This is a genomic window from Bradyrhizobium sp. CCGUVB4N (assembly GCF_024199945.1).
Classification (GTDB): Bacteria; Pseudomonadota; Alphaproteobacteria; order Rhizobiales; family Xanthobacteraceae; genus Bradyrhizobium.
Genome location: NZ_JANADP010000001.1, coordinates 8972524 through 8993936, shown reverse-complemented (window position 1 = coordinate 8993936; position 21413 = coordinate 8972524). Strand labels below are relative to the sequence as shown.

Sequence of the window (21413 nt, the reverse complement as noted above, 5' to 3'; positions counted from 1 at the left end):
TGAGGCGGGCACAGGCCTCTCACTCCCTCCCCCCTTGCGGGGGAGGGGCGGGGAGAGGGGTAGCCACAAACTCAAACCTCTCCCGCGGCCACCCCTCTCCCTAGCCCTCCCCCGCAAGGGGGGAGGGAACGCAGCGGAGCAAGTGGCGCGACTTCATTCTCTTGCAACGTGCACGAGGTCACCATGCTCACCATGATCGGCAAGCGCCTGATGTTCGCGATTCCCTCGCTGATCGGCGTCGTCATCGTCACCTTCTTGCTGACGCGCGCGCTGCCGGGTGATCCGGCCGCATATTTCGCCGGCCCCGCCGCCACCAAGGAAGCGGTCGAGCAGATCCGTAAAAAACTCGGCCTCGACAAGCCGCTGATCGAGCAGTTCTTCCGCTACACCAACGATCTCGCCCATGGCGATTTCGGCAATTCGCTGACGACTGGCCAGCCGGTCGCCGCCGAAATCCGCAGCCGCCTGCCGGCTTCCGCCGAACTGACGCTGCTAGGCCTCATCGTCTCCATCGTCATCGCCATTCCGCTTGGCGTGCTCGCGGCAACGCGACCAGGGTCATGGATCGACCATCTCTGTCGCATCACGACGACAGCAGGCGTGTCGCTGCCCGTATTCTTCACCGGCCTCGTGCTGGTCTATGTCTTCTATTTCCGGCTCGGCTGGTCGCCCGCGCCGCTCGGCCGGCTCGACGTCTTCTACAGCGCACCGCCGACGGTCACCGGCTTCTATCTGATCGACACCTTGATCGCGCGCGACTTCGAGGCGTTTCGCTCCGCATTGAGCCAGCTGATCCTGCCCGCGACGACGCTCGCGATCTTCTCGCTGGCGCCGATCGCGCGCATGACGCGCGCCTCGATGCTTGCGGTGCTCGCATCCGAATTCGTCCGCACCGCGCGCGCCAGCGGCCTGTCGCCGGCCACCGTCATCGTCACCTACGCGTTCCGGAATGCGATGCTGCCCGTCATCACCACGCTCAGCATGGTGTTCTCCTTCCTGCTCGGGGCCAACGTGCTGGTCGAAAAAGTGTTCGCCTGGCCCGGCATCGGCTCCTACGCGGTGGAAGCGCTGATCTCGTCGGACTTCGCGCCGGTGCAGGGTTTTGTCCTCACCATGGCGGTGATGTACGTGCTTTTGAATCTCGTGATCGACATTCTCTATGGCGTGATCGATCCACGCGTGCGGTTGGAGGGCTAAATCATGAGCTCCGTTGCGCCTGCTGTCGAACCCGCCGGGCCTGCGCGAACCTCGGGACTCGTCGCGATCCTCGAACAGACCCGCTATGTGCTTGGCGAGAACAAGGTCACGGGCTTTTCCTTCGCCTTGTTAGTCGTGATCCTGATCGCCGCGATCTTCGGTCCTTATGTGGTGCCTTATGATCCGCTGGCGTCCGACACCGCCGCGGCTCTGAAACCGCCGTCGGCGGCGCATTGGTTCGGCACCGACCAATTGGGCCGCGACATCTTCAGCCGCGTCGTGGTGGCGACGCGGCTCGATACGTTCATCGCGGTCGCCTCCGTCGTGCTGGTGTTCCTGATGGGTGGCCTCGCCGGCATCGCCGCCGGCTATTTCGGTGGCTGGACCGACCGCATCGTCGGCCGCATCGCCGACACCATCATGGCGTTCCCGCTGTTCGTGCTGGCGATGGGCATTGTCGCTGCGCTCGGCAACACCGTGCAGAACATCATCCTGGCCACGGCCATCGTGAACTTCCCGCTCTATGCCCGCGTCGCGCGCGCGGAAGCCAACGTGCGCCGCAATGCCGGCTTCGTGCAGGCGGCGCGTCTCTCCGGCAACGGCGAATTCCGCATCCTGCTGGTGCACATCCTGCCGAACATCATGCCGATCATGATCGTGCAGATGTCGCTGACCATGGGCTACGCGATTCTGAATGCCGCCGGTCTCTCCTTCATCGGCCTCGGCGTCCGGCCGCCCACCGCCGAATGGGGCATCATGGTCGCCGAGGGCGCGGGCTTCATGGTCTCGGGCGAATGGTGGATCGCGCTCTTCCCCGGCCTCGCCCTGATGATCGCCGTGTTCTGCTTCAACCTCCTCGGCGACGGCCTGCGCGACATCGTCGACCCCCAGCGGAGGACGTGATGGCTGCAGCTTTTTGGCAAAAATTCTCCAACGATTCCAATGTCGCTCTACTGTGCATGGGGTTGTTTTCGAGCTCTTTGAGCCGCGGGGGACCCGCATGACCGCCCAACCGCTGCTCGACGTCCAGGATCTCACCGTCGAATTCACCACCCGCCGCGGCATCGTCAAAGCCGTGCAGCACGTCAACATCTCCGTCGCCAAGGGCGAGACGCTCGCCATCGTCGGCGAGTCCGGCTCCGGCAAGTCGGTGACGTCCTACGCGGTGATGCGCATCCTCGATCGCGCCGGCAAGATCGCCGAGGGCTCGGTGATGTTTTCCGGCATCGACGTCAAGGCCGCGTCTGAGGCCCAGATGCGCGATCTGCGCGGCCGCGAAGTCTCGATGATCTTTCAGAACCCGCGCGCGGCGCTGAACCCGATCCGTAAAGTCGGCGACCAGATCGAGGACGTGCTGCGCACCCATGTGCAGCAAGCGATGGTTTCGGACCACGGAGAAAAGGCGATCGAGGCGCTGGAGCAGGTCAAGATCGCCCGCCCGCGCGAGCGCTACCACGCCTATCCGTTCGAATTGTCCGGCGGCATGTGCCAGCGCGTCGTCATCGCGCTCGCGCTCGCCTGCAATCCGCAGCTGTTGATCGCCGACGAGCCGACCACCGGTCTTGACGTCACCACCCAGAAGGCGGTGATGGATTTGATCGTCGAACTCACAAAACGCAAGGCGATGTCGACCATCCTGATCACCCACGACCTCGGCCTCGCCGCCGCCTATTGCGACCGCGTCGTGGTGATGGAGAAGGGCCGCGTCGTCGAGACCGCCAAGGCCGCCGACATCTTCGCCAACCCGCAGCACCCCTACACCAAGAAGCTGATGCGCGCGACGCCGCGGCTCGGTGTGTCGCTGCGGGATCTGCTGCCGGAAGAAGAAGGCGCCGCAGCCACGGAGTCTGCTCCCGCCGCCCCAGCTAGCGCGGAGCGCCAAAAGCCCCTCCTGCTCATCGAAAAGCTGATCAAGGAATATCCCCGCCAGGGCGCCACCGCCACGCTCGGAAAATTGTTCGGGCGCAAGCCGCCCGTGGAGCCCGATGTGTTCCGCGCGGTCGATGGCATCAGCTTCTCGATCGGCCATGGCGAAAGCGTCGGCCTGGTCGGCGAATCCGGCTGCGGCAAATCGACCACGTCGATGATGGTGATGCGGCTCCTCGACCAGACCTCCGGCCTGATCCAGTTCGACGGCGAAGACATCGGCGGCATTCAGCCCGCCTCCTTCGCCCGCCTGCCGCAGCGCAGCCGCATCCAGATGGTGTTCCAGGATCCGACCGACAGCCTCAACCCGCGCTTCACCGCGGTGCGCGCCATCGCCGATCCGATCATGCAGCTCGGCGACATCAGGGGACGCGATGCGCTTCGCGCCCGCTGCGAGGAGCTGGCCACCATGGTCGGCCTGCCGCACAATCTGCTGGATCGTTTCCCGCACCAGCTCTCCGGCGGCCAGAAGGCCCGCGTCGGCATTGCGCGGGCCATCGCGCTGCACCCCAAGCTCGTCATCCTGGACGAGCCGACCGCGGCGCTGGACGTGTCCGTGCAGGCCGTCGTCCTGAACCTGCTTCAGGACCTCAAGGCACGGCTAGGTATGAGCTATCTGTTCGTCTCGCATGATTTGAATGTAGTGCGCTTGTTGTGCGATCGTGTCATTGTGATGCGGGCGGGGAGGATCGTCGAGGAAGGCACTTCCGAGAAGGTCCTCAGCGATCCGCAGGACGACTACACCAAGGAACTGCTGACGGCGATCCCGCATCCGCCGTTGCAGGTCCACTGAGAGTGCCCTGAGAGACTGTTTGGGAGCGTGATGGCCGAGCCGCTGGACGATTATATCGACGCCGTATCCAAAGCGCTGGCGCTGCCGGTCGAGGAGGCCTGGAGGCCTGCGGTACGCGCCAATCTCGAAGTCTCGCTGCGGCTCGCCCGCCTCGTCGACGAATTCGCGCTGCCGGACGAGACCGAGCCGGCGCCGATCTTCACGGCCTGATGCTGCCATGACCACCAAGCCAGAGATGACTGCGGCCGAGATCGCAGGTGCGGTTGCCGGCGGCAAGATGACCGCACTCGATGCCACGGAAGCAGCGCTCGCGCGCATCAAGCAGCACGACACGATTCTCAATTCCTTCACCGACGTCACCGCCGATCGCGCCCGTGCGAAAGCGCGCGCGATCGATGCCGATATCGCGGCCGGCAAGACCGTCGGTCCGCTCGCCGGCGTGCCCTTTGCGGTGAAGAACCTCTTCGACGTCGCGGGCTTGCCTACGCGCGCCGGCTCGAAGATCAATCGCGACCTCGCGCCATCCAAGCGCGACGCCGCGCTGATCGAGCGCATGGAAGCGGCCGGTGCCGTGCTGGTCGGCGCGCTCAACATGGGCGAATACGCCTACGATTTTACGGGCGAGAACGTCCATGACGGTCCCTCGCGCAATCCGCACGACACCACGCGGATGACCGGCGGCTCGTCGGGTGGCTCCGGCAGCGCCGTCGGCGGCGCGCTGGTGCCGATCGCGCTCGGCTCGGACACCAATGGCTCGATCCGCGTGCCGTCCTCGTTCTGCGGCATCTTCGGCTTGAAGCCGACCTATGGCCGGCTGTCGCGTGCGCGCTCCTTCCCGTTCGTCGCGAGCCTCGATCATCTCGGCCCGTTCGCACGTTCCGTCACCGATCTCGCGCTCGCCTATGACGCGATGCAGGGCCCGGATGCCGACGACGGCGCCTGCACGACGCGCGGGCTGGAGCCGACACTGCCGTTGCTCGCCAATCCGGTCTCGGATTTGCGCATCGCCATCGCCGGGGGCTACTTCCAGAAGAACGTGTTTCCGGAAGCCGTCGAAGCCGTCAGCCGTGTCGCCAAGGCGCTTGGCGCAACGAAAGTCGTCGACGTGCCCGAAGCCGCGCGCGCTCGCGCGGCGGCTTATGTCATCACCACCACTGAAGGTGCCTCGCTGCATCTCGATCGCCTGCGCAAGCGCCCGAACGATTTCGATCCGGCCGTGCGCGACCGGCTGATCGCCGGCGCCATGGTGCCGGCGCCGCTGGTCGACCGCGCGCAAAAGTTCCGCCGCTGGTATCGCGCGCAATTCGCCGAGATCTTCAAGACCGTCGACGTGCTGATCGCGCCGGCAACACCCTGCACGGCGCCAAAGATCGGTCAGGTGAACTTTACCCTCGACGGCGTCGAGCTGCCGGTGCGCGCCAACATCGGCATCCACACCCAGCCGATCTCGTTCATCGGCCTGCCGGTGGTCGCAGTGCCCGTGCCGCTCGAACCGCTGCCGATCGGCGTGCAGATCATTGCTGCGCCCTGGCGCGAGGACATCGCGTTGCGCGTTGCGCACGCATTGGAGAAGATGGGCGTGGTCGCCGCGCCGTCGGCAAGGGGACTTTGAGAGGAATTTGAGATGGAGATCGATCTCCCCGACGTGATCGCGGAAGTCAACGCCGCGTTCGAACGCTATGAGCAGGCCCTCGTCACCAACGACGTTGCAGTGCTCGGCGAATTGTTCCGCAACGATCCCCGCACGCTGCGCTACGGCATCGGCGAGAACCTCTACGGCTATGAGGCGATCTCCGGATTCCGTGCCGGCCGCTCGCCGGTCGGCCTTAATCGCCGCACCGCGAAGACGGTGATCTCCAGCTACGGCCGCGATACGGCTGTCGCCTCCACCCTGTTCTATCGCGACACGGCTCCCGGCAAGGTCGGCCGGCAGATGCAGACCTGGATTCGCTTCCCGGAGGGCTGGCGCGTCGTCGCCGCCCATGTCAGCATCATCGACGAGTCGAAAGAGACCTGACCGTATGACGCTTGACGATTTTCCGCCCGGAACACTGCCGGCCGAGCCGGTCGTGCCGCGCGTCGACCGTGCCTCGCCATCGGTGCAGAAGGTCACGCGCGCCGAGGAACTGCGTCTTCAGTTGGCCGACGAGATCGTGCGGGGAACTCTCGCGCCCGGCGCTCCGCTGGACGAGACCGACATCGCGCGGCGCTTCAGCGTCTCGCGCACTCCGGTGCGCGAAGCGCTGCGGCAGCTGGTCGCGAGCGGCCTGGTCGAGGCACGTCCTCATCGCGGCGCAGTGGTCGCGCAGCCGTCGATCGAGCGTCTGACCAGCATGTTCGAGGCGATGGCGGAGCTGGAGGCGCTGTGCGCCGGCCTCGCCGCGGAGCGGATGTCGGCCGCCGAGCGTCATGGACTCGAAGCCATCCACGAGGAGCTCCGCGTCCTCAGCTACGCCGGCAATCCCGATCGCTTCCACGAGGTCAACGAGCGTTTTCATAACGCGATCTATGCCGGATCGCAGAACGGTTACATCGCCGAGATCACGCTGGCGACGCGGGTGCGCGTGCAACCATTCCGCCGCGCCCAGTTCCGCAATCTCGGCCGTCTCGCCAAGTCGCAAGCCGAGCACGACCGCGTCGTCGTCGCCATCATGCGCGGCGACAAGCAGGGTGCCGCGGCTGCGATGCGCGCACATATCGAGCTGGTGCGCGGGGAGTACGAGATTTACGCGGTGTCGGTGTAGCTCCGCGCAATTGGTGCCGTAGGGTGGGCAAAGGCGCAAAGCGCCGTGCCCACGATCTTCTTCATGATGGACGGAATGGTGGGCACGCTTCCGCCTTCGCTCTTCGAGCTACGGCGGACAAGCCGCTTTGCCCACCCTACGAGACTTACGTTGTCGCGGCTTCCTTCATATACGCGCGCCAGCCGCCATACGCCGTGATATCCCGCGCCTCGCCCAGCACTTCCGGCTCGACGAGAAAGCCCTTCAGGCTGCGGCCATCGGCGAGCCGCAGCGTCCCGATCGCCATCGGCGCAGGGATCGCGTTGACGAACTTGCCGAAGGCGGACGACGACAGCGACCAGATCTCCAGCTCAATGGACGCGCCCTTGCCAGCTTCGACGCGCAGCAGGCCCGGCTTCGGCGGCGTGGTCTTCAGCGCATAGAGCTTGTAGTCCGGCGCGGTCTTGGTCGCTTCGATCAGCCTTGCATTCAGCGCCTTCAATTCGCCGTTCAGCGCCATGCCCGAGAGATGTGCGCCGACCACCGCGATCGGAATCTCGTCACCGCTGTTTGCGGGAAGCGCCGCAAGCGGTGCCTGCACCACGCTCTTCGCACCAATTGTCAACTTCGTATCGGCATGGAAGACGCGGCCGATGCTCGCAAGCATCGCGTCGCGACCGGCGGGCGCCAGCAGCGTGATGCCGAACGGAATGCCGTCCACGCGCATCGCCGCCGGCACGGCGAGACCGCAGAGGTCGAGCAGATTGACAAAATTGGTGTAGGTGCCGAGCCGGCTGTTGAGCTCGATCGGATTGGCCAGCACCTGCGCGGTCGTATAGGCCGTCGGTGCCGTGGGCAGCACCAGCGCGTCGATACTCGCAAATGTCCGCTCGGCGATCTTGCGCAGGCCCTGCAGGCGGTAGAGCGCGGAGAAGGTCTCCGCCGCCGTAAGCCGCGCGCCGGCTGCAGTGATCTCGCGCGTGACCGGATGAATCGAATCGGGCGCGGACGCCAGGAGGTTCTTGATCACGAGATAACGCTCGGCGACCCAAGGCCCCTCATAAAGCAGCCGCGCCGTCTCGTAGAACGGCTCGAGGTCGAACTCGACCAGCGTCGCGCCGAGCGCGGTCCAGCGCTTCAGCGCATCGGCATAGGCCGCCTCCGACTTCTTGTCACCGAAGAAGATCAGTTGCCCGTTGCGCGGCACACCGAGGCGCAAATTCGTCGGGAGCGGCGTGAGCGCGCCCAGCGGCCGGTCGCGCGAGAACGGATCGGCCTGATCGGGACCCGTCATCACGGAAAGGGTGAGGGCGGCGTCGTCGACCGTCAAAGCAAATACCGAGATGCAGTCGAGCGTGCGGCACGCCGGCACGAGACCCGCGGTCGAGATCATGCCGAGGCTCGGCTTCAGCCCGACGATGTTGTTGAGCATCGCCGGCACGCGGCCACTGCCGGCCGTGTCGGTGCCGAGCGACAGCGGCACGAGGCCCGCGCCGACCGCCACGGCGGAGCCGGAACTCGATCCGCCCGGAATGAGATCCTCACGGATCGCATTTTTGGGAATGCCATAGGGCGAACGCACGCCGACGAGGCCGGTCGCGAACTGGTCGAGATTGGTCTTGCCGATGATGATGGCGCCGGCCGCGCGCAGCCGCTCCACCGCGGTCGAGTCATGGGCCGGCGTAAAGGAGAAAGCCGGGCAGGCTGCCGTGGTCGGAAAGCCCAGCGCGTCGATATTGTCCTTCACGGCGACCGGCACGCCATAGAGCGGCAGGCTGGCGGCGTCCTTCGCGGCAAGCTTTTCGGCCTCCGCGATCGCGTCCTTCTCGTCGCGCAGGTTGATGAAGATCGCGGGATCGTTGTGGTCGCGAATGCGCTGATAGGTCCGCGCGACTGTCTGCGCCGGCGTCATCGTGCCCGCGCGATGCGCGGCCACGATTTCGGCGATCGTTTCAGGCTGCTCAGCCCCCATGGTGACAAAACTCCGGCAACAGGTCTTACCCGGATTGAAGCAAGCGATGTGCCATTGTGTACATTATCCGGGCAGCGCGGTCGCCCCGGATAATATCGTGAGATCATAGACTTGAGAGATCCGTTGGCTAGTGAGCAGGCTGCGGTCGTTGCGCCCCGTTCCGGGCATTTGCTCAAATCGTGTGCAGTCCGGGATCAGGTGAAGTCAGCCAGGATCCGGAGCAGCCGCTCCCGGTTGGCCTTGCCGAGCTTCTCCTCGACATGCCGCTCGTGTTCGGCGGCGAGCCGCTTGAATTTGGCCAGCGCCGTCTCGCCCTGGCCGGTGAGATGCAGCGCGTGCGAGCGCCGGTCCTCTTTCGACTTGATCCTCTTCACCAGCTTGCGCTGCTCGAGGCTGTCGAGCAGGTGCACCAGCCGGGCGCGCTCGATGCCGAGGCGCTTTGCCACCGCCATCTGCGACAGGCCGGGGTTGGCGCCGATCACCGTCAGCACCGAATATTGCGTCGGCCGGATGTCGACATCGCCGAGCGTCTTGATGAAATCCTGAAAGATCCAGATCTGGAAGCGCCGCACCGCGTAGCCGGCGTGGCCGACCAGCGCGTCCAGTCCGATCTCGTCCGCGTCGATCCGCCGCGCCGCGCCATTGCCGGTGCGTTTGCGGGGGGAAGTCTGGGCTGCGCTGGCTGTCACATTGCATCTCCTGCCGCACGACCTTAGCGCCTCGATGGCTCCAGCGGAAGATTGTTGTTGACGACAACAATTGTCCCGCCCAACATTATCATCAAAGTGGCCCGGAACGAGGCTGCGGCCGATCCCTGATACGGGCGAGGAGGAAACCATGATTTCAGCCGCACACGGTGACGCTTCGAGCCTGTTCGCAGCACCAAAGACCGTCGCCGAGCATCGTGCCGACGGCAGCATCGTGCTGCGCTCGGGCGACCCCTTGCGCGATTGCGCGCGCTGCGTCGGCGACTGGCTGGAGCATTTTGCGCGGCAGACGCCGGATACGATCTTCCTTGCCGAGCGTGACGGCGCCGATGCGCCCTGGGCCACCGTGACCTACGCGGGTGCTTTGCGCCGCGTACGCGCCGCGGCGTCGTGGATTTTGGCGCAGGGGCTCAGTGCGGAGCGCCCCGTCGTCATTCTCTCGGACAACAGCATCGATCACGCGCTGCTTGCACTCGCGGCCCAGCATGTCGGTGTGCCCTCGGCCGCAATCTCGCCGGCCTATTCGCTGATGTCCAGGGATTTTGACAAGCTGAAGAGCATGATCGCGCTGCTTGAGCCCGGTGCGATCTACGTTTCCGCCACCAAGCCGTTTGCTGCCGCGCTCGCCGCGATCAAGCCGCTGCACACGGCACAGATCATCAGTGGCAATGCCGGCGACGCCGATGCGCTTGCCTTCCGCGCCATCGCGGCAACGCCGGAAATTCCCGGCGTCACAAAGGCCTTCGCCGCCGTGACGCCCGACACGATCGCGAAATTCCTGTTCACCTCGGGCTCGACCGGCACGCCAAAGGCTGTCGTCAACACCCAGCGCATGCTGACCTCCAGCCAACAAGCCAAGGCGCAGACCTGGACATTCCTCGAGCAAGGTGGAAGCGACCTCGTCATTCTCGACTGGCTGCCCTGGAGCCACACTTTTGGGGCCAACCACAATTTTAATCTCGTGCTGCGCAACGGCGGCTCGCTCTATATCGACGGCGGCAAGCCCGCGCCCGGATTGTTTGCGACGTCGCTTGCGAACCTGAAAAGCGTGATGCCGACGGTCTATTTCAACGTGCCGCGCGGCTTTGACATGCTGATTACGGCGCTGCGCGGCGATGAGGAACTGCGCCGCCGCTTCTTCGGCGAGGTGAAGTTCGCCTTCTATGCCGGTGCGGCATTGCCGCAGAATCTGTGGGACGCGCTGGAGGAGCTTTCGATCAAGACGGTTGGTCGTGCCATGCCGATGGTCTCGGCCTGGGGCTCGACCGAGACGTCGCCGCTGGCGACCGATTGCCATTTCCTTGCAGAGCGTTCCGGCAATATCGGCGTACCGATTCCCGGCACCGAGCTGAAGCTCGTTAACTCCGGCGACAAGCTGGAGGTGCGGGTACGCGGCCCCAACGTCACGCCGGGCTATTGGAAGGCACCGGAGTTGACCAGGCAGGCCTTTGATGAAGACGGCTTCTATCTCATCGGCGACGCCGTGAAGCTCGCCGATGCCGATCGGCCGGAGCGCGGCCTGTTCTTCGATGGCCGTGTTGCGGAAGACTTCAAGCTCAACTCGGGCACCTGGGTCAGCGTCGGCACGCTGCGCGTCGCCGGGATCGCCGCGCTTGCGCCGCTCGCGCAGGATATCGTCGTGACCGGTCATGGCGGCGACGAGGTGCGGTTTCTGGTGTTCCCGAACATGGTCGCCTGTCGCGCGCATACCGGTTTGCCGGAGACGGCCGGCGCGAATGACGTGCTGGCGCACGACAAGGTCAGGACGGCCATCAAGCAAGGGCTCTCAAAACTGAAACAGCAGGGCGCCAATTCCTCCGGCCACGCCACGCGCGCGCTGCTGCTCGCCGAGCCGCCGTCGGTCGATGGCGGCGAGATCACCGACAAGGGCTACATCAACCAGCGCGGGGTTTTGACGCGCCGTGCCGATGCCGCGGCGCGGCTGAATGATGAGGCGTCGGGTGAGTGGATCGGGCTGTAGCTGAGCCCGCGCTGCTCTTAACCTCTCCCCGCTTGCGGGGAGAGGTCGGATCGCTCTTGCGATCCGGGTGAGGGGGTATAGGTCCAGCGACACTCGCGTGCGCGGAGAGAGGCCACTCACCCCAACCCTCTCCCCGTAAGAACGGGGAGAGGGAGAAGCGGAAGCGGCTTTCTCCAAATACGCCAGCCATTCTGCCGCATTATCTTGCATGATTCTTTTGTTGCCTAAGCAACTAATTTATGCGAACCGTTCCGGACAAGGATGACGGCGGGTCGAACCGCTGCGCCTGTTCCTGGAGGAAACTATGCTCGGCAGAATGGATGCCGCGGGCAAGCGCCAGCGTATGCCCGTGAGTGACGCAGGATCGCGCCCGGCGCGTGTCCTGTCAGGCCTCGGTGCCGCCCGTCACCGCGCCAAGATTCTCGTGCAATCGGCGCAGCAGGTCGATCAGCACCTCGCGCTCGTCCTTGTTCAGGCAGGACAGCAGACGCCGCTCCCGCTCGAACGCCGCGACGATCACCTTGTCATGGGTGGTGCGTCCCTTCGCGGTCAGCGAGATCGAATGGGTGCGGCCGTCATTCGGGTCGGTGCGGATCGACACATGCCCGCGCTTCTCCAGGCCGGCGAGCGTTCGGCTCACCGGGCCCTTGTCGAAGCCGATGACGTGGCAGATGCGCGAGGCGGGAATGCCGGGCTCGATCGCCAGCAGCGACATGATCCGCCACTCCGTGACGTTGACGCCGAATTGCCGCTGATAGAACGCGGTCGCGCTGTTCGAGAGCTTGTTGGCGATAAAGGTGATGAACGCCGGGACGTAACGATCGAGATCGAGCGTCGGCCCGGTTTCAGCGGGCGCAGGCTTTTGGCGGGATCTGGTCGAAGGCGGCATATCGGGAATCTGTCTCGCGGCGTGCCCGAAGACCTAAGGGCAAGCGCCGCCCTTTCACAAGATCAAAATGAGGGAGGACTTTTATGAGCGCACCCGGCTCCGCCATGTCAGGCGTCCCGCATCTCGACGTCGATCCCTTCGACATGAACTTTTTCGCCGACCCTTATCCGACGCACGAGCTGCTGCGCGAGACGGGTCCGGTCGTCTATCTCGACAAATGGAAGCTCTATGGCGTGGCGCGCTATGCTGAGGTTCATGCGGTCCTGAACGATCCCGCGACGTTCTGCTCCAGCCGTGGCGTCGGCCTGTCCGACTTCAAGAAGGAGACGCCGTGGCGGCCGCAGAGCCTGATCCTCGAAGCCGATCCGCCCGAGCACACCCGCACCCGCGCGGTGCTCGCGAGCGTGCTGTCGCCGACCGTGATGAAGGGGCTCCGCGACCGCTTTGCCGCGGCGGCCGAGGCGCGCGTCGATACTCTGCTGGAAAAGCGCAGCTTCGATGCGATTGCGGATCTTGCGGAGGCGTATCCACTCTCGATCTTCCCGGATGCGCTTGGGTTGAAACCGGAAGGCCGCGAGAATCTCATTCCTTATGCGAGCCTTGTGTTCAATGCCTTCGGCCCGCCAAACCAGCTACGCCAGGACGCGATCGAGCGCTCGGCGCCGCACCAGGCCTATGTCACCGCGCAGTGCCAACGCGAGAACCTGACGCCGGGCGGCATCGGCGCCTGCATTCACGCCCATGTCGACGAGGGTGCCATCACGGCGACGGAAGCACCGCTGCTGGTGCGCTCGCTGTTGTCGGCCGGCCTCGACACAACGGTCAACGGGATCGGTGCCGCCGTCTATTGCCTGGCTCGCTTCCCCGATCAGTGGCAGCGCCTGCGCAGTGATCTCACGCTCGCGCGCAACGCGTTCGAGGAGGCCGTGCGGTTCGAGAGCCCGGTGCAGACCTTCTTTCGCACCACCACGCGCGATGTCGAGCTGTCAGGTGCGACCATCGGCGAAGGCGAGAAAGTACTGATGTTCCTCGCCGCCGCCAACCGCGATCCCAGGCGCTGGGACAAGCCTGACAGCTACGACATCACGCGCCGCACCTCCGGCCATGTCGGCTACGGCTCGGGCATCCACATGTGCGTCGGCCAGCTGGTAGCGCGGCTCGAAGGCGAGACGATGCTCTCGGCCTTGGCCCGCCGCGTTGCCAGCATCGAGATCACCGGCGAGCCAAAGCGCCGCTTCAACAACACGCTGCGTGGGCTCGACAGCCTGCCGGTGACGATCACGCCGGCCTGACACCGCCGGCGACGAAAACAATAAAGGGGAGGGACCCATGAAGAACTTGAAATGGACGCTCGCGCTCGCTGCGAGCCTGATCGGCGGCGCGGCGAGCGCCGAGATATCCGACAACGTCGTTCGCGTCGGCGTGCTCAACGATATCTCCGGTATTTTCCAGGACACCAACGGCATGGGCTCGGTCGAGGCCGCGCGCATGGCGGCCGAGGATTTCAACGGCGGCGGCAAGGGCATCAAGGTCGAGATCGTCTATGCCGACCACCAGAACAAGGCCGATGTCGGCAACGCCATCGCGCGCAAATGGCTCGACGTCGAGGGCGTTGACGCCATCGTCGACGTGCCGAATTCGGCGGTTGGCCTTTCCATCAACACGTTGTTGCGCGACAGCCGCATGACGTTCCTGGCGTCGTCGACCGCGAGCGCCGATCTCACCGGCAAAGCCTGCTCGCCGAACACCATCCAATGGGTCAACGACACCTGGGCGACCGGCAACACCACGGCCGCGGCAATGATGTCGCGCGGCGGCAAGGACTGGTATTTCCTGACGGTCGACTATGCGCTCGGCAAGGGCATCGAGGCGGAAGCGCAAAAATATATCGAAGGCCACGGCGGCAAGGTGCTCGGCTCCTCAAAGCATCCGCTCGGGACGTCGGACTTCGCCTCGTTCCTGTTGCAGGCGCAGGGCTCGAAAGCGCAGGTGATCGGCCTTGCCAATGCCGGTGGCGACACCATCAACGCCGTGAAGCAGGCGGCCGAGTTCGGCATCCAGCAGGGCGGCCAGAAACTCGTCGCCTTCCTGCTCTTCATCAACGACGTCCACGGCATGGGCATCAAGGTCGCACAGGGCCTGCAGCTCATGGAAGCCTTTTACTGGGACATGAACGACGACACCCGTGCGTTTGCAAAACGGTTTGCCGCGCGGCCCGGCATGAACGGCAAGATGCCGAGCGGCAACCAGGCCGGTGTCTATGCGTCCACGCTCGCTTATCTCAACGCGGTTGCCGCGACCGGCAGCGACAATGCCAGGGACGTCGTCCCTGAAATGAAGAAGTTCAAAGGCAAGGACAAGCTGTTCGGCGACACCGCAATCCGCCAGGACGGCCGCGTCGTGCATCCGATGTATCTGTTCGAGGTGAAGAAGCCGGAGGAGTCGAAATATCCGTACGATTATTACAAGCTGGTCTCGACGATTCCCGCGGAGCAAGCATTTCGCCCGATGGCAGAGGGTGGGTGCGAGTTGGTGAAGTAGGGCGTAGCTGCAAGTGCTTCTTCACCCTCCCCTGGAGGGGTCCGAGACGAGCGTAGCTCGCTCGTGGGTCGATCGCGCGGAGCGCGAGCGGGGTGGGGTGATCTCTCAACTCGGGCAGCGCATCGGTGGAGAGACTGTCACCCCACCCCGCTACGCATTTCGCTTCGCTGCATGCGTAGCGACCCACGAGCGAGCTACCCTCGTCTCGGACCCCTCCAGGGGAGGGTAAGCGAAGCCTCTCTCACGCCACCTTGCTGCTCCCTTGCGTGATCAGCCTCGCCGCCCGCTGGTCCCGCGCGTAGATCCAGAGCCAGCTCAGCGCCACGCTGAGGCGGTGGCGCAGGCCGATCAGGAAGTAGATGTGGGCGATGCCCCAGATCCACCACGCGATGGTGCCGCGCAGCTGCACCTTGCCGAAATCGATCACCGCGAGCCGCTTGCCGATCTGCGCGAGGCTGCCGGAGTGCTTGTAGCGGAATGCGCCCTTGCTCTCGCCCCGCAGCCGCGCCTTGATGGTTTCGGCGACGTGGCGGCCCTGCTGCTTCGCGGCCGGCGCGATGCCGGGCACCGGCTTGCCCTCCCAGGCGTTGATATTGATGGTGTCGCCGATCGCGAAGATTTCGGGATGGCCCGGGATGGTGAGATCGTCTGCGACCTGCACGCGCCCGGCGCGATCAGCCGGTGCGCCGAGCCATTCGGCGGCGGGCGAGGCGCGCACGCCGGCGGCCCAAATTCGTGTCTTGGCCTCGAGCAGCTTGCCGCCGAACACGACGCCCTCACGATTGATCTCGGTGACGGCCTGCCCGAGCACGACCTCGACGCCGATCTTTTCCAGCGAGGCTTGCGCATAGGCCGAGAGATTGTCGGGAAAGCCTGCGAGCACGCGCGGGCCGGCCTCGATCAGGACCACCCGGGCCTTGTGGGTGTCGATGTTGCGGAAATCTGCAGGCAGCGTGTGGTGCGCCATCTCGGCGATGGTGCCGGCAAGCTCGACGCCGGTCGGGCCGGCGCCGACGATGACGAAAGTCAGCCGCGCCGCGCGCCTGGCCGGATCGGTCTCGCGCTCGGCGCGCTCGAACGCCACCAGGATGTGACGGCGCAGCGTGGTCGCGTCTTCCAGCGTCTTCAGGCCCGGCGCCCAAGCCTCCCACTCGTCGTGGCCGAAATAGGCGTGGCGCGCGCCGGTGGCGAGCACCAGCGTGTCGTAGGGCACCTCGCTGCCGTCGTCGATCAGCACGCAGCGCCTGTCGGCATCGACGCCGCTGACGGTCGCAAACAGCGTCGTCACTTCGCGCCGGTCGCGCATCAAATGGCGCACCGGCCAGGCGATCTCGCTGGTCGCGAGCGAGGCGGTTGCGACCTGGTACAGCAGCGGCTGAAACAGATGATGGTTGCGGCGGTCGATCAGCGTGATCTCGACCGGCGCGCCCGCCAGCCGGTAAGTCGTCTCCAATCCGCCGAAGCCTGCGCCGACGATGACGACGCGATGCGGTGTCGTGGTCATGATGTGCCCTCGAATCTCGCTGCTCACTTTCCTCATTTAAGTGCGGATTGGGCGCCGTGGTCCAATAGCCGTCATCAATCGGGGAATAGGCCCGATGTATCGATTGGCCGCGAAAAAGCGCCGCAGCCTCGGCCGAAGTGAGTAGAATTATATTTCTTGCCATCGGCGATTGGGGCGAAATATGGTGCAGGGCGGGCGCTGAGCCATTGGCGGCGCGACAGATTTTGCGTTCAATAGAGACAGACCCGGGGCGGCGATCACCCCGTTTCCGGGATCAATAATAAGGAGGGGAGTGGTTATGAAGACAGCATTCTGGCTGGCGGGTGCGGCTGCGCTCGCGCTGGCGAGCCCGGCTTTCGCCGGCGACACCATCAAGATCGGTTTCGTCTCGACCTTCAGCGGCCCGGGCGCCGTGATCGGCAACGACATGCGCAACTCCTTCGAGCTCGCGCTGGATCACATGGGCCGCAAGATGGACGGCAAGCCGGTCGAGGTGATCTACGAGGACGACGGCCAGAAGCCCGATGTCGGCAAGCAGAAGACCGAAAAACTGGTGCAGTCCGACAAGGTCGATTTCCTCGCCGGCTATATCTGGTCGAACGTGCTGCTCGCCTCGCTCAAGACCGCAGTAGATTCGCAGACCTTCCTGATCTCGGCCAATGCCGGCCCGTCGCAGCTCGCGGGCGAGCTGTGTTCGCCTTACGTGTTCTCGACCTCCTGGCAGAACGACCAGACGCCGGCCGCCATGGGCCTCTACATGAACCAGAAGGGCGTCAAGAGCGTGTTCCTGATCGGGCCGAACTACGCGGCCGGCAAGGACATGCTTGCGGGCGTGAAGAGCACGTTCAAGGGCGAGGTGAAGGGCGAGGAATACACGGTGTGGCCGAGCCAGCTCGACTTCTCCGCCGAGCTCTCCAAGGCGCGCGCCTCGGGCGCGGAGTCGATCTTCGTGTTCTATCCGGGTCCTGCCGGCGTGCAGTTCCTCAATCAATATGCGCAGGCCGGCCTGAAGAGCACGATGCCGCTTTACACGGCGTTCACCGTCGACGAGCTGTCATTGCCGCTGCAGAAGGAGAACGCGCTCGGCGTTCCCGGCGCGCAGGAATGGGTCAACGACCTCCCCAACGAGCAGAACAAGCGCTTCGTCGCCGACTACCGCAAGAAGTATACCGGCTTGCGTCCGACCTACTACGGGGCCCAGGCCTATGACGCGGCCCAGCTCATCAACAGCGCGGTCGTCGCGGTGAAGGGCGACACCAGCAAGAAGGACGCGATGAAGGCCGAGATGGAGAAGGCCAACATCAAGTCGCTGCGCGGCCCGTTCAAATACGGCAAGAACCACATCCCGGTGCAGAGCTTCTATCTGCAGGACGTGGTCAAGGACGGCGAAGGCCAGCTCTCTCTGAAGACCGTGGCGACGATCGTGGAGAACGACCAGGATCGTTTCCACGACAAGTGCACGATGAAGTGAGGTCTTAGCCTCTCCCTCTCCCCGCAAGCGGGGAGAGGGAAACTACACCCGCGGCACGCTCGATGGCCGCACCTCGCGGGCCTGCGCCGCGAGCCTGATCCCGGCATTGGCCGCACCAAAGCCCTGATAATTCCTCCGCTCCACGATCTCGAAGAAGAACCGCTCGTCGAAGATGTGGGTGTAGACCTGGAAGAATTCGCCATCGCCCTCACGGTCGTAGAGGATGTGGTTGGCGCGGAGTTTTGCCATGACGTCGGGCGCGAGGTCGTATTTGGCTTCGATGTCGTCGTAGTAATTGCCAGGGATATCCAGGAAGTCCGCGCCGCGGGCGCGCATCGCGGCGACGGCGGCAAAGATATCCTGGCACGCGAACGCGACATGCTGCACGCCTGAGCCGAAAAACTCCGAGATGAAGCGCGCCGGCAGCGTTCGGTTGGCGGAGGAGCCGTTGACGACGAAGCGCAGGCTCTGGTCGCCATTGATGAGGGCCTGACTCTGCACGAGACCCCTGGGGTCGGCGATCTCCATCTGCGGCAGCCGCTTGAGGTCGAGGATGCCGGTGTAGAACAGCAGCCAGGACAGCATCTCGTCATAGGGCATCGACTGCGCGATGTGGTCAATGGCGAGCAGCGCATCGGTGCTGGCATCGCTCGCGACTGGCGCAAAATCCGTGTCCCAGTTCTTGCCGGCCTGGTCGAGGAAATACAGGAGACTGCCGCCGACGCCGTGGATCGCGGGGATCTCCAGCTCGCCCGGTCCGACCGGCTGGTAGAAGGTGCGCGCCTTCAGCGTCTCCGCCCGCTGCATCGCAAGGCCGGCATTGTCGACATCCAGCGCGATGGCGCAGACGCCCGGACCGTGGGTGACGTAGTGGGAATGCGCAAAACCGTCGGTCTCGGAATTGATCACGAGCTCGACCTTGCCCTGCGACCAGCGCTCGACGGCCTTGCTGCGATGCTTGCCGCTTTTGCGGAAGCCGAGCTGCGAAAACAGATGCGCGAGCTCGCCGGCCTTGGTCTCGTTGACGGCGAACTCGATGAAGCCCGTGCCGCTGCTCTTGGCCTTCGGCGCCAGAGGCTCGCCGACGAGCTTCGGCCAATCCGGCGCGAGCTGGTCCTGCAACAGGATCAGCGAGCGCAGGCCGTCGACCGCGGTCTGTGCCGCCGAGCCGGCGCGGAACTGATCGTTGAAGATCTCCAGCGACCACGGACCGGAATAGCCGGTTGCCGCGATCGCCTGCATGAACTCGCCGACCGGCAGATCGCCCTGGCCGGGGAAGGAGCGGAAGTGGCGGCTCCAGGAGAGGATGTCGAGCTCGAGCTTGGGAGCATCGGCGAGCTGCACCAGAAAGATCTTGTCGCCGGGGATCGAGGCCATCGCGCGCACCGGGAAGCCGGGCGCCAGGGCGTGAAAAGAGTCGAGGATGACGCCGATCGCGGGATGATCGGCGCGGCGGACGATCTCCCAGGCATCGCGATAGTCGTTGACATGCCGCCCCCAGGCCAGCGCCTCGTAGCCGACGCGCAAACCGCGCTTGGCGGCGCGGTCGCCGAGCTCGCGGAAATCGTCAGCCGCGCGGTCGATGCCGCCGAGCGAGCTCGGGGACACGTTGGAGCAGATCAGCAGCAGATCGGTGCCGAGTTCCTGCATCAGGTCGAACTTGCGCTCGGCGCGGGCAAAGTTGCGCGCGCGTTGCGGCTCGGGCATGCCTTCGAAGTCGCGGAACGGCTGGAACGCGCAGATCTCGAGATTGAGGTCCTTGCAGAGCTTTGCGATGTCGCGCGGGCCAGAGCCGAACGACAGCAAATCGTTCTCGAAGATCTCGACCGCCTCGAAGCCCGCGGATGCGATGGCGCGAAGTTTTTCGTCCAGCGCCCCTGAGAGGGAAACGGTTGCGATCGAGCGCTTGTTCATGCTGCCTGCTCCATGATGTGGCCCGGCGATATTTTTTGGCCCGTACGTGCTGCCTCGCTGACGGCCTCGACGACCGCGAGCGTGCCCATCGCGTCTTCGACGGAGATCAGCGGTTGTTCGTGGCCGGCGATCACGGCGAGGAAGTGCCGCAGCTGCTCGGCGAGGGGATCATATCCTGCGAGTGCGACGGGATTGCGCGATAGCGGTGCATGCCAGCCCGGATTTTGCGGATAGGACCACAGCTCCATGGTCGGCACCGAGAGCGAGCCGTTCGTTCCGGCAAAGACGTAACAAGGCTGATCCTGCCTGGGATAGACCGCGTTCTCGCCCGCGGTCAGTTCCCAGCTCCACGGCGCCGGCGTCGCATCGGAGACCGTCACCGTTCCCAGCGCGCCATTGGCGAAGCGCAGCAACAGGGCCGCGGTGTCCTCGACCGCGAAGCCGCGCACTTTGTTCGACGTCAGCGCCTGCACCTCGGTGATCTCGCCGCAGACGAAACGGAGATTGTCGATGTCGTGGATCAGGTTGATCAGCAGCGGCCCGCCGCCCTGCTCGCGTCGCCAGGTGACCTCGAAATAATCGTCGGGCTTCTTCAGGAGCCACAGCCCGACCACGGCGGTGAGCTGGCCGAGCTTGCCGCTCGTCACCATCTCGCGGGCCGACTTGATGATCGGATTGTGCCGGCGGTGATGGCCGACCAGCATCGGCACGCCGGTGCGCTTTGTCGCTGCGCACAGGCGCTGCGCGGCCGCGACCGTCTCGGTCACCGGCTTCTCGATCAGAGCCGGCACGCCGGCTTCGGCGCAGTCGAGCGCCATCGGCAGGTGCAGGGTGTTGGGCGAGGCGATGACGAGGCCGTCGGGTTTCTCCTGCGCCAGCAGCGCGCGATGGTCCGGATAGCAGGGCACGTTGTGCGCCAGCGCGTAATCCTTTGCCGCGGGCGAGGGATCGGCGATCCCTGCCAGGACGCAATCCCCGGACGCCTCGATCAATTCGATATGACGGCGGCCGATCAGGCCGGCGCCGGCAACGCCGATGCGCAATTTTGCATTCATGCTGCACTCTCCTCCATGGCGCCACCGAGGAAGAGCTGCCCGATGCGCGGATCGTTCAGGATGCGCTCAGCCTTGTCGACCATGCGGGTCTGGCCCAGCTCGAGCACGATGCCGATGTCCGAGATCTCCAGCGCCGAGCGTGCGTTCTGCTCGATCATCAGGATGGTGACGCCGCGGTCACGCAGGCTCTTCAGAATATCGAAGGTCTGTTGCACCATCAGCGGCGACAGGCCGATCGACGGCTCGTCGATCAGCACGAGCTTTGGTTCGAGCAGCAGCGAGCGGGCGATCTCGAGCTGCTTCTGCTCGCCGCCGGAGAGGGTCGAGGCCTGTTGCGTCGACTTTCGCCGCAACGCCGGGAACAGATCGAGGGCGGCCTCGATCCGCGTCGGCAGGTCGATGCCTTTCCCCGCGGAGACGCCACCGAGCTCGATGTTGCTGCGGACCGAGAGCTCGGGAAAGATGTTGCGGCCCTGCGGCACGTAGCAGATGCCGGCATTAAGCAGCGCGCGCTGGCTCAAATTCGTGACGTCGCGGCCCGCAAAGCTGATCTTGCCGTCGCGCAGCTTCAGCAGGCCGAAGATCGCCTTGAACACGGTCGACTTGCCGGCGCCGTTGGGGCCGATGATGGTGGTGATGGTCGCCGGCGGCACCGAGAATGTGGTGCCGTTCAGGATCGTCATCTTGCCGTAGCCACCGACGAGGTTGTGAACCGAGAGGATCGGATCGCTCATGGCTCG

18 protein-coding genes are annotated in these 21413 nt (G+C 65.0%); 11 read left to right on the top strand and 7 right to left on the bottom strand.

Annotated features, from left to right (window positions below):
- The first annotated feature begins 183 nt into the window (after nt 1-183).
- From NLM31_RS41970 to NLM31_RS41940, 7 genes are all read left to right on the top strand, one after another.
- Nucleotides 184-1197, top strand: a complete 1014-nt coding sequence (locus tag NLM31_RS41970) for an ABC transporter permease (protein ID WP_254195999.1) — start codon at nt 184-186, stop codon at nt 1195-1197.
- 3 nt (nt 1198-1200) lie between these two features.
- Nucleotides 1201-2100 (top strand): ABC transporter permease, encoded by a 900-nt coding sequence (locus tag NLM31_RS41965; protein ID WP_254195998.1) that lies wholly within the window; start codon nt 1201-1203, stop codon nt 2098-2100.
- 97 nt (nt 2101-2197) lie between these two features.
- Nucleotides 2198-3916, top strand: a complete 1719-nt coding sequence (locus NLM31_RS41960) for an ABC transporter ATP-binding protein (protein ID WP_254195997.1) — start codon at nt 2198-2200, stop codon at nt 3914-3916.
- A gap of 30 nt (nt 3917-3946) precedes the next feature.
- Entirely contained in the window at nt 3947-4126 is a 180-nt protein-coding gene (locus NLM31_RS41955) for a DUF4089 domain-containing protein (RefSeq protein ID WP_018316853.1), read from the top strand.
- Between the two features lie 7 nt (nt 4127-4133).
- Nucleotides 4134-5528, top strand: a complete 1395-nt coding sequence (locus NLM31_RS41950; RefSeq protein ID WP_254195996.1) for an AtzE family amidohydrolase — start codon at nt 4134-4136, stop codon at nt 5526-5528.
- A 12-nt stretch (nt 5529-5540) separates the two neighbouring features.
- Nucleotides 5541-5933 carry an oxalurate catabolism protein HpxZ gene (hpxZ, locus tag NLM31_RS41945; RefSeq protein ID WP_254195995.1) on the top strand — a complete coding sequence of 131 codons (393 nt, stop codon included), beginning with the start codon at nt 5541-5543 and terminating at the stop codon, nt 5931-5933.
- 4 nt (nt 5934-5937) lie between these two features.
- The gene (locus NLM31_RS41940) at nt 5938-6660 is read left to right on the top strand and encodes a GntR family transcriptional regulator (protein WP_254134995.1); all 723 of its coding nucleotides are present in this window, start codon (nt 5938-5940) and stop codon (nt 6658-6660) included.
- A gap of 145 nt (nt 6661-6805) precedes the next feature.
- Here the strand turns inward: NLM31_RS41940 and atzF are convergent, their stop codons facing one another.
- Both atzF and NLM31_RS41930 read right to left on the bottom strand, forming a co-directional pair.
- Entirely contained in the window at nt 6806-8611 is a 1806-nt protein-coding gene (gene atzF / locus NLM31_RS41935) for an allophanate hydrolase (protein WP_254195994.1), read from the bottom strand.
- A 194-nt stretch (nt 8612-8805) separates the two neighbouring features.
- Nucleotides 8806-9300 carry a MarR family winged helix-turn-helix transcriptional regulator gene (locus tag NLM31_RS41930; RefSeq protein ID WP_254134993.1) on the bottom strand — a complete coding sequence of 165 codons (495 nt, stop codon included), beginning with the start codon at nt 9298-9300 and terminating at the stop codon, nt 8806-8808.
- A gap of 148 nt (nt 9301-9448) precedes the next feature.
- Here NLM31_RS41930 and NLM31_RS41925 point away from each other — a divergent pair, with 148 nt between their 5' ends.
- The gene (locus NLM31_RS41925; RefSeq protein WP_254195993.1) at nt 9449-11299 is read left to right on the top strand and encodes a feruloyl-CoA synthase; all 1851 of its coding nucleotides are present in this window, start codon (nt 9449-9451) and stop codon (nt 11297-11299) included.
- A 385-nt stretch (nt 11300-11684) separates the two neighbouring features.
- Here NLM31_RS41925 and NLM31_RS41920 read toward each other — a convergent pair whose 3' ends face one another.
- Nucleotides 11685-12188 carry a MarR family winged helix-turn-helix transcriptional regulator gene (locus NLM31_RS41920; RefSeq protein ID WP_254134991.1) on the bottom strand — a complete coding sequence of 168 codons (504 nt, stop codon included), beginning with the start codon at nt 12186-12188 and terminating at the stop codon, nt 11685-11687.
- Nucleotides 12189-12271: 83 nt separating this feature from the next.
- Here NLM31_RS41920 and NLM31_RS41915 point away from each other — a divergent pair, with 83 nt between their 5' ends.
- Nucleotides 12272-13480 carry a cytochrome P450 gene (locus tag NLM31_RS41915; RefSeq protein WP_254134990.1) on the top strand — a complete coding sequence of 403 codons (1209 nt, stop codon included), beginning with the start codon at nt 12272-12274 and terminating at the stop codon, nt 13478-13480.
- Between the two features lie 37 nt (nt 13481-13517).
- Entirely contained in the window at nt 13518-14729 is a 1212-nt protein-coding gene (locus NLM31_RS41910) for an ABC transporter substrate-binding protein (RefSeq protein ID WP_254134989.1), read from the top strand.
- A gap of 241 nt (nt 14730-14970) precedes the next feature.
- Here the strand turns inward: NLM31_RS41910 and NLM31_RS41905 are convergent, their stop codons facing one another.
- On the bottom strand, nt 14971-16233 hold the full coding sequence (locus tag NLM31_RS41905) for an NAD(P)/FAD-dependent oxidoreductase (protein ID WP_254195992.1): 1263 nt from the start codon (nt 16231-16233) through the stop codon (nt 14971-14973).
- 298 nt (nt 16234-16531) lie between these two features.
- Between NLM31_RS41905 and NLM31_RS41900 the strand changes: the two genes are divergently transcribed.
- The gene (locus NLM31_RS41900) at nt 16532-17704 is read left to right on the top strand and encodes an ABC transporter substrate-binding protein (protein ID WP_254195991.1); all 1173 of its coding nucleotides are present in this window, start codon (nt 16532-16534) and stop codon (nt 17702-17704) included.
- Nucleotides 17705-17746: 42 nt separating this feature from the next.
- On the opposite strand, the gene NLM31_RS41895 is transcribed toward NLM31_RS41900, so the two are convergent.
- The 3 genes from NLM31_RS41895 to NLM31_RS41885 are packed head-to-tail and all read right to left on the bottom strand — an operon-like array spanning nt 17747 to nt 21407.
- Nucleotides 17747-19618 carry a bifunctional sugar phosphate isomerase/epimerase/4-hydroxyphenylpyruvate dioxygenase family protein gene (locus NLM31_RS41895; protein ID WP_254195990.1) on the bottom strand — a complete coding sequence of 624 codons (1872 nt, stop codon included), beginning with the start codon at nt 19616-19618 and terminating at the stop codon, nt 17747-17749.
- Entirely contained in the window at nt 19615-20673 is a 1059-nt protein-coding gene (locus NLM31_RS41890) for a Gfo/Idh/MocA family protein (protein ID WP_254195989.1), read from the bottom strand. The genes NLM31_RS41895 and NLM31_RS41890 overlap by 4 nt, the downstream gene beginning before the upstream one ends.
- Complete coding sequence (locus NLM31_RS41885) at nt 20670-21407, bottom strand: ABC transporter ATP-binding protein (protein WP_254134984.1); 738 nt, start codon at nt 21405-21407, stop codon at nt 20670-20672. The genes NLM31_RS41890 and NLM31_RS41885 overlap by 4 nt, the downstream gene beginning before the upstream one ends.
- Nucleotides 21408-21413 lie beyond the last annotated feature (6 nt).

Coding starts and splice junctions, on each gene's coding strand:
- NLM31_RS41910 (WP_254134989.1), top strand. CDS start 13,518: ATGAAGAACTTGAAATGGACGCTCGCGCTCGCTGCGAGCCTGATCGGC.
- NLM31_RS41925 (WP_254195993.1), top strand. CDS start 9,449: ATGATTTCAGCCGCACACGGTGACGCTTCGAGCCTGTTCGCAGCACCA.
- NLM31_RS41915 (WP_254134990.1), top strand. CDS start 12,272: ATGAGCGCACCCGGCTCCGCCATGTCAGGCGTCCCGCATCTCGACGTC.
- NLM31_RS41955 (WP_018316853.1), top strand. CDS start 3,947: ATGGCCGAGCCGCTGGACGATTATATCGACGCCGTATCCAAAGCGCTG.
- NLM31_RS41960 (WP_254195997.1), top strand. CDS start 2,198: ATGACCGCCCAACCGCTGCTCGACGTCCAGGATCTCACCGTCGAATTC.
- NLM31_RS41890 (WP_254195989.1), bottom strand. CDS start 20,673: ATGAATGCAAAATTGCGCATCGGCGTTGCCGGCGCCGGCCTGATCGGC.
- NLM31_RS41895 (WP_254195990.1), bottom strand. CDS start 19,618: ATGAACAAGCGCTCGATCGCAACCGTTTCCCTCTCAGGGGCGCTGGAC.
- NLM31_RS41970 (WP_254195999.1), top strand. CDS start 184: ATGCTCACCATGATCGGCAAGCGCCTGATGTTCGCGATTCCCTCGCTG.
- NLM31_RS41885 (WP_254134984.1), bottom strand. CDS start 21,407: ATGAGCGATCCGATCCTCTCGGTTCACAACCTCGTCGGTGGCTACGGC.
- NLM31_RS41905 (WP_254195992.1), bottom strand. CDS start 16,233: ATGACCACGACACCGCATCGCGTCGTCATCGTCGGCGCAGGCTTCGGC.
- NLM31_RS41965 (WP_254195998.1), top strand. CDS start 1,201: ATGAGCTCCGTTGCGCCTGCTGTCGAACCCGCCGGGCCTGCGCGAACC.
- hpxZ (WP_254195995.1), top strand. CDS start 5,541: ATGGAGATCGATCTCCCCGACGTGATCGCGGAAGTCAACGCCGCGTTC.
- atzF (WP_254195994.1), bottom strand. CDS start 8,611: ATGGGGGCTGAGCAGCCTGAAACGATCGCCGAAATCGTGGCCGCGCAT.
- NLM31_RS41950 (WP_254195996.1), top strand. CDS start 4,134: ATGACCACCAAGCCAGAGATGACTGCGGCCGAGATCGCAGGTGCGGTT.
- NLM31_RS41940 (WP_254134995.1), top strand. CDS start 5,938: ATGACGCTTGACGATTTTCCGCCCGGAACACTGCCGGCCGAGCCGGTC.
- NLM31_RS41920 (WP_254134991.1), bottom strand. CDS start 12,188: ATGCCGCCTTCGACCAGATCCCGCCAAAAGCCTGCGCCCGCTGAAACC.
- NLM31_RS41900 (WP_254195991.1), top strand. CDS start 16,532: ATGAAGACAGCATTCTGGCTGGCGGGTGCGGCTGCGCTCGCGCTGGCG.